At 47.5% G+C, this 13,508-nt stretch carries 13 protein-coding genes; 3 read left to right on the forward strand and 10 right to left on the reverse strand.

Going from position 1 to position 13,508, the window contains the following annotated elements; translation table 11 throughout:
* Positions 1-10: 10 nt before the first annotated feature.
* On the reverse strand, positions 11-409 hold the full coding sequence (locus PIL01S_RS05405) for a hypothetical protein (protein ID WP_127536557.1): 399 nt from the start codon (positions 407-409) through the stop codon (positions 11-13).
* A 148-nt stretch (positions 410-557) separates the two neighbouring features.
* Between PIL01S_RS05405 and cysC the strand changes: the two genes are divergently transcribed.
* Positions 558-1,193 (forward strand): adenylyl-sulfate kinase, encoded by a 636-nt coding sequence (cysC, locus tag PIL01S_RS05410; RefSeq protein WP_127536558.1) that lies wholly within the window; start codon positions 558-560, stop codon positions 1,191-1,193.
* A 104-nt stretch (positions 1,194-1,297) separates the two neighbouring features.
* Here cysC and PIL01S_RS05415 read toward each other — a convergent pair whose 3' ends face one another.
* The 9 genes from PIL01S_RS05415 to PIL01S_RS05455 form a co-directional block, all read right to left on the reverse strand.
* A complete protein-coding gene (locus tag PIL01S_RS05415; protein ID WP_127536559.1) occupies positions 1,298-3,136 on the reverse strand; it encodes an ABC transporter ATP-binding protein in 1,839 nt (612 codons plus the stop codon).
* Between the two features lie 3 nt (positions 3,137-3,139).
* A complete protein-coding gene (locus PIL01S_RS05420; RefSeq protein WP_127536560.1) occupies positions 3,140-4,330 on the reverse strand; it encodes a nucleotidyltransferase domain-containing protein in 1,191 nt (396 codons plus the stop codon).
* Positions 4,320-4,802 (reverse strand): lasso peptide biosynthesis B2 protein, encoded by a 483-nt coding sequence (locus PIL01S_RS05425; RefSeq protein ID WP_127536561.1) that lies wholly within the window; start codon positions 4,800-4,802, stop codon positions 4,320-4,322. The genes PIL01S_RS05420 and PIL01S_RS05425 overlap by 11 nt, the downstream gene beginning before the upstream one ends.
* Before the next feature lie 4 nt (positions 4,803-4,806).
* Entirely contained in the window at positions 4,807-5,106 is a 300-nt protein-coding gene (locus PIL01S_RS05430; protein ID WP_127536562.1) for a lasso peptide biosynthesis PqqD family chaperone, read from the reverse strand.
* A complete protein-coding gene (locus tag PIL01S_RS05435) occupies positions 5,103-6,047 on the reverse strand; it encodes an HPr kinase/phosphorylase (protein WP_127536563.1) in 945 nt (314 codons plus the stop codon). Before PIL01S_RS05435 ends, PIL01S_RS05430 begins: the two co-directional genes overlap by 4 nt.
* Positions 6,048-6,181: 134 nt before the next feature.
* Positions 6,182-6,313, reverse strand: a complete 132-nt coding sequence (locus tag PIL01S_RS05440) for a paeninodin family lasso peptide (protein WP_127536564.1) — start codon at positions 6,311-6,313, stop codon at positions 6,182-6,184.
* A 55-nt stretch (positions 6,314-6,368) separates the two neighbouring features.
* Positions 6,369-8,306: an asparagine synthase-related protein gene (locus PIL01S_RS05445; RefSeq protein WP_127536565.1), complete on the reverse strand. Its 1,938-nt coding sequence runs from the start codon at positions 8,304-8,306 to the stop codon at positions 6,369-6,371.
* Complete coding sequence (locus PIL01S_RS05450; protein ID WP_127536566.1) at positions 8,303-9,574, reverse strand: sulfotransferase family protein; 1,272 nt, start codon at positions 9,572-9,574, stop codon at positions 8,303-8,305. The genes PIL01S_RS05445 and PIL01S_RS05450 overlap by 4 nt, the downstream gene beginning before the upstream one ends.
* Positions 9,575-9,952: 378 nt before the next feature.
* Positions 9,953-11,284, reverse strand: coding sequence for an MFS transporter (locus PIL01S_RS05455; protein ID WP_127536567.1), 1,332 nt, complete (start codon positions 11,282-11,284; stop codon positions 9,953-9,955).
* Between the two features lie 260 nt (positions 11,285-11,544).
* On the opposite strand from PIL01S_RS05455, the gene yhbH reads away from it, so the two are divergent.
* Complete coding sequence (yhbH, locus tag PIL01S_RS05460; protein WP_095288248.1) at positions 11,545-12,711, forward strand: sporulation protein YhbH; 1,167 nt, start codon at positions 11,545-11,547, stop codon at positions 12,709-12,711.
* Positions 12,708-13,508 (forward strand): SpoVR family protein (locus PIL01S_RS05465; protein WP_164764171.1); only part of this gene is annotated, 801 nt, incomplete at its 3' end. The genes yhbH and PIL01S_RS05465, both read left to right, overlap by 4 nt.

Here is a 13,508-nt window from a genome sequence, read left to right on the forward strand (position 1 = left end):
CATGACCGTATTAGAATCGTTTGTTGCTTTGCTCGGGTTGATGTAGCAATTCAATTAATGTTTGCGGCTTCCCGCTGGAGGACAACCATTCCCTGACCGTTTCGATCGCCTTTGTTTGCCCGTCACCACGGTCACGCCAGGTGAGCAGTTCGATCACCTTAATAATAAGTGCAGACATGCTGTCGTAATCCATCTCTGAACGATCTGCGCGCATCTTATGATATAGCGCCTCTTGCTCCCAATCGAGCAATATCTCTTCCCCAATCGTTGGTTTCATTAAGGTGTAAGCCCTATTACACCCCGAGCATCGTACGGTACTTATCTGTTGTGCAGCAAAACTCACAAGGATGTCATGCTCACAGTCCGCACATTGAAAGCTAACCTGTATGTTCTGTATTTTTTCGTTCATATTGCTCTTCCTCCTGCTATGGGTGTACTACTTCTATACCCGAAAATGATGAAGTTCACGCTAAACCTCAGATCATTATAGATCGTGCTATATTCTTGTAAATATGTTAAAATATATTACAAATCATGAGTTGGAGAGGCGGATTTCCATGTCGAAGGAAGAGCGCAATATTACTTGGCAGCAATCGAGTTTAAGCAGGCATGCACGGGAATTACATAACGGCCATCGCAGCCGTGCGTTGTGGTTTACCGGATTATCCGGTGCTGGTAAATCCTCACTTGCATTTGCCTTGGAACAGCATCTACATGGCCGAGGCGTTCGTTGTTATGTACTTGATGGAGACAATGTGCGTCATGGGCTCAATCGCGATCTTGGTTTTACATCGGAAGATCGACAAGAGAATTTACGCCGCATTGGTGAAGTGGCCAAATTGATGGTGGATGCCGGGTTACTCGTTCTTTCAGCCTTTATTTCTCCTCATGCACAGGATCGGGAAATGGTCAGACAATTATTTGAGCCTGAAGATTTTATTGAAATTTATGTGCAGTGTTCCATCGAAGAATGTGAAAGGCGCGATCCGAAAGGGTTGTACAAAAAAGCACGCAGCGGGGATATTCCCCATTTCACCGGAATCTCGGCACCTTATGATGTTCCAGAGGATCCTTCACTGATTATTGATACGGAACAACTGCCTTTGGACGAAGCCGTCCAAAAGATAGTGCAGTACCTCGAATTGACAGGTGCACTTCAGCTTCCCCTCGCTCCTACTACCAGTCAGATTTAATCCGAATATGTATGGATTCAGGTTATGGACCCATTATAGAAAAAAGGCACAGTGACGATCCTGTGCCTTTTTTGAATGTGCGTGAGTATGATTTCATCCATCTGTTACTGGCCTACAACACCGGCCTGCATATTCAACAACTTGCTGAAGGTTCCTACCGGGTCAGTGGATAATTGTTGGTACCCTCCCTGCTGGATTACTCGGCCTTCCTCCAGTACAATCACCCGATCCGCGGTGCGAATCGTGGACAAGCGATGGGCTATTACAATAATGGTAACATGTCCTTTGAGTCGTTCAAGCGCCTCATGAATGTGCTGCTCATTCTCACTATCCAGCGCACTTGTGGCTTCATCCAAAATGAGTACAGACGGATTGCGCAGCATCGCTCTTGCCAGTACCAGACGCTGGCGTTCCCCTCCGGATAAACGAATCCCACGATCTCCAATCATCGTATCCAATCCGTGAGGAAGTTTGCGGACAAATGCTGCTGAGGAGGAAAACTGCAAGGCTTGCCACATCTGTTCCTCACTCGCGTCAGGGTCAACCAGTCGCAGGTTCTCACGAATGCTTGTATGGAACAGAAATGGATCCTGGGACACATATCCAATTGAACTTCTCCACGCCAATAACTGCTCCTCAGACAGTGGAACACCATCAATGAGGATTTGCCCACTTTCTGGACGGACAAGCCCCATAATAAGATCAATCAAGGTACTCTTTCCAGCACCTGATTTACCCACAATGGCTGTCATCCCTTTCGCAGGAATGGATGCACTAACATTTTCGAGCGAATAAGATGAACTGCCCTCATAGCGGTAATTGACATTTATACATTCGATGGATCGCATCAGTTCAAGCGGCTGAATCGGATGAATGTCTTTTTCGGTAGTCCGGTTTGAAGCTCCTGCACCTGTGGTAGAACGACTAATTTCACGACTTAAATTGGTTTCAGCCTGCAGCTTTCTGACGAGCTGAAAGGCGGGCAGCATTGAGCTAATATACTCCAGATTGGACTGAATGGATGTAAACCTGGGCCACAGCCGGGAGAAAATGAGAATGATCAGCAGTAAACTTGCCGGAGGTACAGCAAGAACACGCAGTGACAGGTAGATGAAGGCGGCAATAATAACAGCCGATGATACGCGGTGAATGAGCTGTGTTCCACTGTTCAACTGGCTGAATTGAATGACATTTCGCTCGATGCGTTTGCATATTTTTTCAAACCATCCGATATGCGACTCCTCAAGCATGTTGCTCTTGATATCCTTGATACCGTTAAAATGCTCTGTAATACCATTGTAATAGTGCTGGGATAGCTCGGATGTCTGATCACCGATCTGCTTGGCCCGCTGCACGAACTTCTTGAGCACGAAGAACAACAGAAGTCCAAAGACGAGTACAATCGCAGTTAACTTCGCAGATAGCCAAAAAGCGAGCCCAATCTGAATAGCTGTAAAAATCAAGGACGCAGCCATTTGCAGGATCAGATTCGTGCCTTGACTGACTCGTGCAAGTTCTGTCGTTAATATATGGTTAAAATCGGATTTTCGTTTTTGGAGAAAAAAAGACCATTTGGCCATAATAATGGCCCGGTACGTTTCCTGTCGCAAAGTTCTTATAAACTGCTGTTGAATTCGGGTATTTCGAATCGTCTGCATACGTTGGAGCCAGGCCTGTCCGGAGAGGATAACCACGAAAATGCTCAATATCAATACTAATTGACTGTTGTCGGAAAGATGACCTAACCATTCGGACAGCCAGGATAACTGTAAACCGGTTGTACCCATCTCAAATATACCGATCAAACTTAACATCGGGACTAGCATATAAATGCCAATTCCCTCCATTAAACTAATGCAGATCATACCTAATAAGTTCCAATAGAGAATGGGTCCTGTTACATCACGAAGCTTGCGCATATAAAATCGAAGTTCTGAAATCATTCGTTAACCCCTTTCCGTCATCGCGTTCCTTTTCATTCGCCGCCAGAACCAGAGGAAAGGACGTAACGGAAAATACAGAAAGTGCAAAGAGCGCGGAAGCGGCATTTGTTCCACATCCCAGGTACTTGGATATAATCGTTCAATGAAGAAAAACAACTTCTGTCTGGTACTTCTCAGTGCAAACAGATAGGAGCGGTAACTACGTAAATTCGCCGGCGTGTCCAGCATATCATTCATAAATAACACACCATGCTTAGCGAGCCGTTCTCCTGCGCGTTCTTGAGAGGACATCAAGCTGCGATAATCAGTACCCAGTGGTGTGTTCATCAGGACGGATACAAGGCGAAGCGCTTGGGCACCAATAACGAGCCGCCCTTCAGCTTTCAGGCGTCTGGTTAACAGGTTTACATCTACAGGCATGCTGCGAATCATCTGATCGATGTCCATGAGCCAGCGCAATCTGAACCAGCCATGTCGGGCGCCGTGAGTTACCAGATATGCCCATAAGTCTTCTCTTTCCAGCATGCGGATCGGGGTTTGCGTGTACGTACTGAACCGACTGCGCTGCCACAGCAACTCAAAATCCGTTTCTTTTCCGGAATCCGGATTAAGCCGCCAGTGGATCTCCACTTGAGTTTTCTTGAGAGGATGCTTGTAACAGATATGATGCTCCCGCCACTTCCAGCTCTGCACGGTTCGGCGCCGTTTACCTTCCTTGGATGCATAACCGAGTGTTTCCAGAATCTGTTCGGCAGACTCCACATCATCAAAAGGAATGAGAATGTCCAAATCCTTGGATGTTCTTAAAGATACATCTCCGTAGAGATCGTGGGCGAGCGCTGGTCCTTTTAACGTAATACTCCGAATTCCCTGTTCGTTAAAAGCTCTGCAGACCTGTTCCATCTCCGCGGTCAGATGCAGCATGCGAAACGTATTCGCCGTATATTCCTGCCTTAAACTCTCTACAACAGACGCAGGAATGAAGGGAGATTCTAATGTTTTGAGTTTCATATATAGGACCGAGTACAATCTGTGATGGTAGACAAGTCGTAAAAAGAGCTTCCAGTCTATACCTTCGGTTATAGCTTTGACTCCTTCCAGAGCAAGTCCGTGCAGCTCATCTTTCATAATTGTCAAAATGAGCTTGAGCTCCTGCGGAAACCCTTTTGTATAGTCATCAAATTCAGGATTCATAGACAATTTCTCCAGTTCCCTTCTCCGGACAACGCTTGCCAAACACGCCGACAACCGTATATTGGTCCATAGTATCTGCTCCGGTTACGATAATTTTCCCACTTCGCAGCCAGGCATGAGCCATCATTTGTCCTTGCTTATTGCGCGCAGTTCCCATGTACAGCGTACTCTCTATTTTGCGGCGTTCCAGCATCTTCATTGCAGCGATCGCCATGACTAGACAGCGGCTTTCCCATAATGTGTACTTGCTCGCGAGCAAAATGGCCTTGGAAACATGTCTAATCGCTATAATCTGATTTCGACTCAATCCGTTCATCGAGGTTTCATATTGTGCTGAGCCGAGCCCAGGGGCGATTTTGGCAAAAGGTCTTGCTTTGAGGATTCGTGCCCACCCCAAATGAATGTAAGCCTCCCATACCATAAGCCTGACTTCACGGGGCAATGAACGATAAGCTTTGATTTTGCGTAGCATCGTCTTAATCCTCGTGAACAACGTCGATTAATCCCTCACGGGACATGTGCTCAAGAAACGGAATGACTTGCACTTGACATGTATCTGTATCAATCTCGTACTCGGAAGCCAGAATATCAACCAAGTCGGCGATTGTACGTTCCTGAGACAGCAGTTCCCAGATGCGCCCGCCGGTACTGCCCAGATTGTAGTATTTTCCACTTTGGATACTCATCATGACCTTTTCTCCGCCCATATCACTGACAAGATTGCCTTCCTTCTGCTTCACACGATCTTTCCAATCGAATTGTTTTGTACTTTTCATTGTTCTGTGTGCACCCCTTTGCGTACATGATCTGTGATCCGTTCAACCATCTCAAATGCAGTAAAATCAGAACCTGACCTCGTCAATCTACAAATTTCTATGCTCGCTGATAATCTGGAAACGGTCTCGAACAGCCACTGTGCAAGGCCTTGTCTTGCGACAAGAGTACTTCGGAAGGTATGTGTACACAGCAGATGAAGTCTTTCCAATCCGTGAACCTGCGTCAATTGAATCGGCTTCCTTACGTCATCCGGTTTGGGATTCAGCTCGAAAATGCCGGCAAGCGGGACAGCTCTCTCATGAAAATAATGCTGAACCGGTATTGCATACTTGGTTATCTCGGCATGCACGGTGGCATAATTCTCTTCTTTCATGCCAAACCCATCCAGGCTGGGCTGCCACAGCTTCTGCTGTGGATACCCTGGAGATACAATAGCTCTTCCTCCGGCATCCCAGGTTAACGCAACGACGTCATCGGTCAGAAGAGGATACCCGCGTGAAGCGAGAGCTGCCGATAAAGTGGATTTCCCAGCACCTGAATGCCCCACAAATGCATAAGCCCAGCCATCAATAACCACAGCACTTCCGTGTAGTGGCAGGATGCCCCGCTGCATCATGATGACAGCCATGCAAGTACCGAGAATAAACAATCGGACTTTTTTTTCATCAGCGTCCTGTTTAGGGTTAACGATAATTCTGCGTCCTTGCTCAATCAGGAAGATGCCTGTATCTTCAATTCGAAAAAAAAGGCTGCCGTCACGAGATACGAAATTTTCATTCCCCACATTCCACGCTTCCCAAAGCGCGGTTAAATCGGCAGACTGGATATGTACGTCAATATCACCAGCATCCTGACTACTGTTCTGCACGATCTGGAGTTCTGGCATTTGAAATTGGCTTAGCCAACGCAATCCATATGCTTCATACTGCACAGGCAACAATGAATGACTCCTCCTTAGCAATGCTGAATGTAAAAAAGCCCTTATATTCATAGGAATCAAATATAAGGGCGGAGGCGAAAAGATGTTGTCTTTCCGCCCTTTAAGTATGATAGCTCTTCGTAAAACTTAATAACTTAGGAAGTTGGATCGTAGAGATCAGCATCGTGCTCGGAGATCCAGTCGATTTGTCTGAATCCAGTTCCAGCCATAGTTTGGTTCACTTCCAACACTTCCAGTGCAGGTGCTTGCCATTCTTTCTTTTCCATTGTTGTCACCTCCTTTCAAGAGTCTACAATGCTGCCTAGTATGTAAATCTAACGTTCAAAATTTGCGGATAAAGCGGTAGACAATCAGGCTGTGCATCATCAAACGCATATCCGGGTGTGAAGCAAGTTCAGGCCGTGGTTGTGGAATGTTTTTAAGCGCCAACTGTATGCGGTCGGTGTTTAATATGCCGGCTACACGACTATCAGAACAAAGTGTCTGCACTTCTGCGGTAAAAGCACCCCAATCAGGGATCATCCGGTGCAGCCAATCCGCGGGCTGTATGCCGCGAACACGTTGATTAAGCCTTACCTTATCAGGCAATTCAGGTGAAGTTGCACGCCGGATCAGGGAGCGATCTGTTCCCTTGCTGACATACTGTTCGATGGGCACCGACAGGCAAAATTGAATGACGCGGGCATCACTGGTGGGGTCGCGCTCCCATGCCCGATAACGCAAGGAACATTTGGTGGCGACTGCTCCATTCTTGTTTGCTATGGCCAGATTGTTGAATTTCTCGGCTCTTACTTTCAGCGCATCGGCTCTAGCGCCTCCCTGAAGCATAACCAGTGATCCAAGTCTCTCCAGCACCCCGGTTCTGCTCGCAAATTCCGGATGTATAAGTTGGCTCGTCGCGACATTGGCAGCACCCTTCGAGGCAGTATGGAAACGTTCCGGGTAGGCTTTTTGTGCGGTAATACGAGCAATTCTGGAAAATTTCATGCCTGTTCGCTGGGAATATTGCCTCATCTCCTGCAGCATGCGGATCCAGCGGCCGCGTTTCATCAGACTGGCGTAATAGTCCAGTGCAGGCCCCCAGGAAATGGTGAAATTCCCCCTGGCTCCTGTAAGGAGAACACCTGCATCCTGCTGGCTTGCCTTTTCGTAAAATCCTCGGATCCAGAATGAATTTTCGAAATACTTATAAGGCATTTCCATCATGTCCAGCCAGGTATCGATCTCACTAAAAGGACTTCTGCCCTCGAAATCAAGATAGTTCTCCGATATATTCCCGATATGATCCACTGTGGAGCGAATGAAAGGTCGTTCATCAGCGAGCAGCGTTTTGGAAGTATAATCCGTAAAATCAGACACTGGCACGTAACTGTACGCATTCAGCCTCTTCCCCTGACTGCGCAGGGAGCCGGAAGCAAAGCCGACAACAGCACCGGAATCCAGTCCACCGCTCAATGCAGCCGCTACCTGCCGATGGGTTCGTAAGCGGGCACTGACTGCCTGAGTGAATACATCACGGAATGCTTCAACGTATTCCCCATCGGATTTGAGAAGCAGCGGCTCTACTTCGTCCCAGCGATGATACTGCTTCAGTTCCACTTGGAGAGTGGCTGCTCGGAAGACCAGGGTATGAGCAGGTGGTAACTGGTTCACTCCACAATAAGCCGTCATGTGAATATCTGCCGAGCCATGCATTTCCGGGATGGCCAGAAATTCGGATAACCAGGTCTCATTCAAGTCCTTGGTTACCCCTTCCAGATCAAGCAAAGGGCCAATAAGTGTGCAGAATGAGAAACGTTTGCCGTCATGCCGATAATACAACGTCCTCATGCCGGTGATATCCCTCGCTGCAAACAATGTCCGCTTGCGGTCATCCCAGATTGCAAAAGCAAAGTCCCCAATCAGCTTGCTGGCTGCTTGTTCACCCCATTGCTGATAGGCTCGCAAGATCAGTTCACTGTCCGAGAGGACGGACAACTGGCTTCTGGAGATGAATAACTGATCAGCGAGCTGCTCCCGGTTATCCAAAATAGCATCCGCGGTTATCGTGAGACCACTGACCTCATCAACCAAAGGCAGCTTCTCATGGACTGACTCGGGTGTGATCCACTGAGCATGACAACTCAGGAATGCCTGATTCCCTTTCCAAACGCCGGTTGTATCCGCCGGAATATGTCCCAGGCTCGCGTACAGGCGCCAGCTATCTTCCCAAAACGCTTCCTGACCATCGGTATGAACAATTCCCGCTATGGCACTCATGACTTTCCTCCCCGAAGTATCTTTCGCTGGGATGCCCACGCACTGATTTGGTTACCAAATGGAATCCAGGATTTAATTCGCTGAAGCTTGCTATGAGCAGAAGCCAGCTGCCTCTTCAATCGTTCCTGCTCACTGTATCCTCGCTCCAAGCGGTTATCTGCTGCACGAAGTGCTGCTTCCAATTGTCTGATTGTGGCAAGCGCAGCTAAGGTTGGATCTGTATCGGACTCCGAACGGTGGGCTGCTCCGTGCATCTCATCTCTCGTCGTACTTATGGATGGGGATCCCTGTATGCTGTAATGTGGTTGCCATCTGCAACCCGTTGCTTCCGTAAACTGATGGCCAAGTCGTTCAATGACTTCCTGATCCGGGGCTGCTTCATAACGGACTCCTGTCCATTGTTCCGCCTCTTGCAGCTGTTCAGAGTAACCCATACGATGGAACACGTCTGCCCCCAGAACACGGCAATATGTTTCGACTTCAGTTGTACTTAGTATACTTTTCCAGTTGTTAACAGAATTTTTGTGTGCTTCTTGATGCGTGGACAAGAACGGGTCTCCGACCCCCATACTGTAGAACATGTTGGATTTCGAACTGTTTACATGAAGGCCATATTGCTCCATTCCCTCTTCATATCCAACGCCGAGAAACTCACACAACTTTTCGACTTCTTCTTTAGGCTTGGAGACCAGCTGTTCATAACGAAGCTCATATGCATTTGCATGCTTTACTGCAAAATAATCATTTAAGCGAAGCAAGCCGAGCGTAAGATCAACGGCTTTCATATTCAGATGTGGGCTTTTTAGACTGCTGACCAGATCAAACCCTTCTCCTTGGTTACGATTAACTTTCTTGTAGGAGGCAGCGATGGAGAGTGGATTACGCTGAAGGTGGATACGCTTGGACTCTGGAAAAAGTCGATCCAGCCATTCGAGCATATAGTAATAACGCGGAGATTTATCGACAACGAAATCTGCTGCATTCCCCTGCAGAAATCCGTTATATATTTCAAGAGCAAAGCTCCTGCATGCCTTTTCATATACATCATCTGAGACCATGGAACTATAAAATTGACGAATAATGGGGCTTCCTCCGTAAGGACGAGCATCCGCTTTCGACAGATCCACCAGATTCATCAGAAACCACATTTCCTGGGTTGCAAATATGCGGCTGTGGTTCTGCAGCATGACGGTGGATAGTGAGCTTCCACTACGAGGGACACAGAGTAATAAGACAAGTCCGTTACCTTGAACATCTACCACCGGCATCCCCTCCTCTGTCCGAATATAATGAGCATGCAGTTGGTCATCGAATTCTCATCCTTTTTTCTGAAGAAACAGAAGATGTACAAATCCAATTCTATGATGTTTCGACATCTTTCAGATACGTTGTGTATTCATAGTTTTACTCTATGATACAAAATGTATCATGTCAATCTTTTATTTTCACTTTTTCATAATTTCCTTTTCCGTTCACTCTTTTCCCTCCACCGGCAACTCAGCACTCCATACTTATTCCACTGTACCTACGAAATATGACTGTGCACAAACATGAAAAAACTCCGAATCTGTTTCTGATAAACAGTTCCGGAGCAGCTATTTTTTTATTATTTCTTTTCAAAAAAAAGGTTGTGTTTTATTGATCCACTATGCCTTAGCGTTCACTCCAGGAGAAGGGGCAATGGATTCCAAAATACGGCTGTCTTCCCGATCTGCCTCAAGTGCGTCGTTCATGCCTTGCTTCACTTTAACTGTCATTAGAACGGCCATACCTGCAAGGAAGAAAAAGAGCAGGGAAAGAATGCCCCACCTGCTTGAACCCGTAATCTGGCCCACCCAGCCAAAAACAAACGGGCCGAAAATGGATGAAAATTTGCCGGTGATGTTAACAAAGCCAAAATACTCCCCTGTTCTGCCTGAAGGCATCAGGTTGCTAAACAATGAACGGGCAGTCGATTGACTGACACCTTGCACTACGCCAACGAGCCCGGCAAGCAAGTAGAAATGGATGGCTTCTGTCATGAAATATCCGAGGATGACAATACACACGTAGATGGACAGACTCAACATCAATATCTGCTTCGCTCCCCAGCGCTGTGCCCATGCGCCAAGCAGCAAGGTGCATGGGAAACCGATAAATTGGGTGAGCAGCAACGCAAGCATCAGATCGGCTGTCCCGATGCCAATACTTGTCCCATAGATTGTCGCCATTAGAATGATCGTATTGATGCCGTCATTAAAAAACCAAAAAGCCACCAGCATTCGGATCAGCTGGGGAAAACGAAGCATCTGGCGAAAGGTTTGGCGCAATCTGCGTATGCCTACCTCTGCGTATCCCTTCCACGATTCAGGCATATCCGGTGCCGCAGGACGACGGGGAGCATGACGGAACAGCGGGATGGAGAATAACAGCCACCAGAGCGCTACGGAGATAAAGGCAAGTCTGGTACCTGCCAGTGTACTTCCCATCCCGAACCAACCAGGCTGCTGGATCATGAGCATGTTGACTGCCAGCAGTAATCCACCGCCAATGTAACCATATGCATACCCTTTGGATGAGATCATATCCCTGCGGTCCGCAGGCACGAGATCCGGCAGCATCGCATCATAGAAGGTATTACTGCCGGCAAATCCAATGGTCGAGATGACAAGCAAGGCTGAAGCCAGCAGCCAGTCCCCTTCCCCAACCGTGCTGAAGCCCAGTGTTGCGATCATTCCTGTGATAGCAAATACGCGCAGAAAATCCCCTTTACGGCCAGACAGATCCGACAACGCTCCCAGCAGCGGGGTTAGCAAGGCCACACATAACATCCCGATCGAGTGCGTATAGGCCAGATAAGATGCTGCTGTGCCTTCATCCAGTGTTGCCGCAGCTACCGAAGCGTAGAAGACCGGAAGAACAGCGGCCAGTACTGTGGTCGCGTATGCAGAATTGGCCCAGTCGTACATAATCCAAGCTTTAACGGCCCGTTTATCCAAGTAGAATCCTTCCTTTTCATGCATTCCTGAGAGAATGCCAATTCAATGCCTGTCCCTATTTTAAAGGAAGTTTGTCATACTGGTTCATCGTTTCTGTAAAAAGTTCGAGCTGCATCAGGCATTTTGAGCCGTGATCGAAATTGCACTCGCGTAAATTGTATCATTTTATCTCCTCTCGCATCACATATCGTCCCCGCCGGTGAATATACTTAATTACCGACAGGCCAAACTGTGCCGCGTAATTAATGGGGGGTGCCTACATGTCAAATTCACACCAGCCTTACTCGTTCGTCGTATCCCGGGAAGATTGGTCGCTTCACCGCAAAGGGTACCAGGACCAGCAGCGCCATCAGCAAAAGGTTAAGGATGTCATTAAGCAAAATCTGCCTGATCTGATTACGGAAGAAAACATTATCATGTCCGATGGACAACAAATCATCAAGGTACCGATCCGCAGTCTGGATGAGTACCGTTTTGTGTATAACTACCAAAAGCAAAAACATGTCGGTCAAGGCGACGGTGACAGTCAGGTCGGAGATGTCATCGGTCGTGATCCTGCCTCACAAAAACCGGGCAAAGGCGAAAAAGCCGGAGATCAGCCTGGTCATGATATCGTAGAAGCCGAAGTCAGTATTGAAGAACTGGAAGATATGCTGTTCTCTGAACTTGAGCTTCCGGATCTGAAGCAGAAAGACAAGGATCAGATTGAAACACATACCGTGGTTTTCAATGATATCCGCAAAAAAGGTATGCAGTCCAACATTGACAAGAAACGAACCATTCTTGAAAATCTCCGGCGCAACGCCACAACCGGGAATCCCGGTATTCATCATATCAGTCCGGATGATTTGCGTTACAAGACATGGGAAGACAAAATTATTCCGCAGTCCAACGCCGTCATTATCGCCATGATGGATACTTCTGGGTCTATGGGTTCTTTTGAAAAGTACTGCGCTCGCAGCTTCTTCTTCTGGATGACCCGTTTTCTGCGCCGCCAATACGAGAAGGTTGAAATTGTGTTCCTGGCTCACCATACGGAAGCCAAAGAAGTGACGGAAGAGGAATTTTTCACACGCGGCGAGAGCGGAGGAACGATCTGCTCCTCTGTATATATGAAGGCTCTTGATATCATTGATCGGCGTTACCCTCCTTCCAGTTACAATATCTATCCGTTTCATTTCTCGGATGGGGATAACCTCACCTCGGATAATGAACGCTGCGTGAAACTGATTGGTGAGCTAATGAAGCGCAGCAACATGTTTGGATATGGAGAGGTCAATCAATATAACCGCAGCAGTACATTAATGTCAGCTTACCGACATATTAAGATGGATCAGTTTATGTACTATGTGATCAAAGAAAAAGGCGAAGTGTACAAAGCTTTGCGCAGCTTTTTCCAGAAACGGGAAGGAGGCAGCGTAAGATGACAGATGAAATCCGCGACCTTGAATACGCCATTGCCGAGATTATGGAGATTGCCGATGGATTCGGCCTGGATTATTATCCGATGCGTTATGAGATCTGCCCGTCAGACATCATCTATACCTTCGGAGCCTACGGGATGCCAACAAGGTTCAGTCACTGGAGCTTTGGGAAAACCTTTCACAAGATGAAGATGCAGTATGATTTTGGCCTCAGTAAAATTTATGAACTCGTCATTAACTCCAACCCTTGCTATGCCTTCCTGCTGGATGGCAATTCCCTGATTCAGAACAAATTGATCGTGGCCCACGTGCTTGCGCACTGTGACTTCTTCAAAAACAATGCCCGTTTCTCCAAATCGAACCGCAATATGGTCGAAAGCATGGCCGCCACGGCGGACCGGATCAGCAACTACGAAATGGAGTACGGAACCGAAGCTGTTGAGTCATTCATTGATGCCGTGATCGCCATTCAGGAACATGTAGACCCTCAACTCATCAAACCCCGTCATTTGGACAAACAACGTTATATGGAGATGAAAATGCGGGAGCAGCGTGGTGAAAAGGCACCACGTCCAGAAGGACGATATGACGACTTATGGTCGCTTGACGATATGCAGAAAGAGGAAGCTCCATCCGAAGGAATTCAGGTTCATCACTTCCCGCCCGAACCGGAAAAGGACATCATGTGGTTTATTCAGGAGTTCTCGGAAGTGCTGACGGATTGGCAGCGGGATATCATGAGCATGATGCGTGAAGAGATGCTGTACTTCTGGCCTCAGATGGAAACCAAGATCATGAAT

Source organism: Paenibacillus illinoisensis NBRC 15959 (assembly GCF_004000925.1).
GTDB lineage: Bacteria > Bacillota > Bacilli > Paenibacillales > Paenibacillaceae > Paenibacillus > Paenibacillus illinoisensis.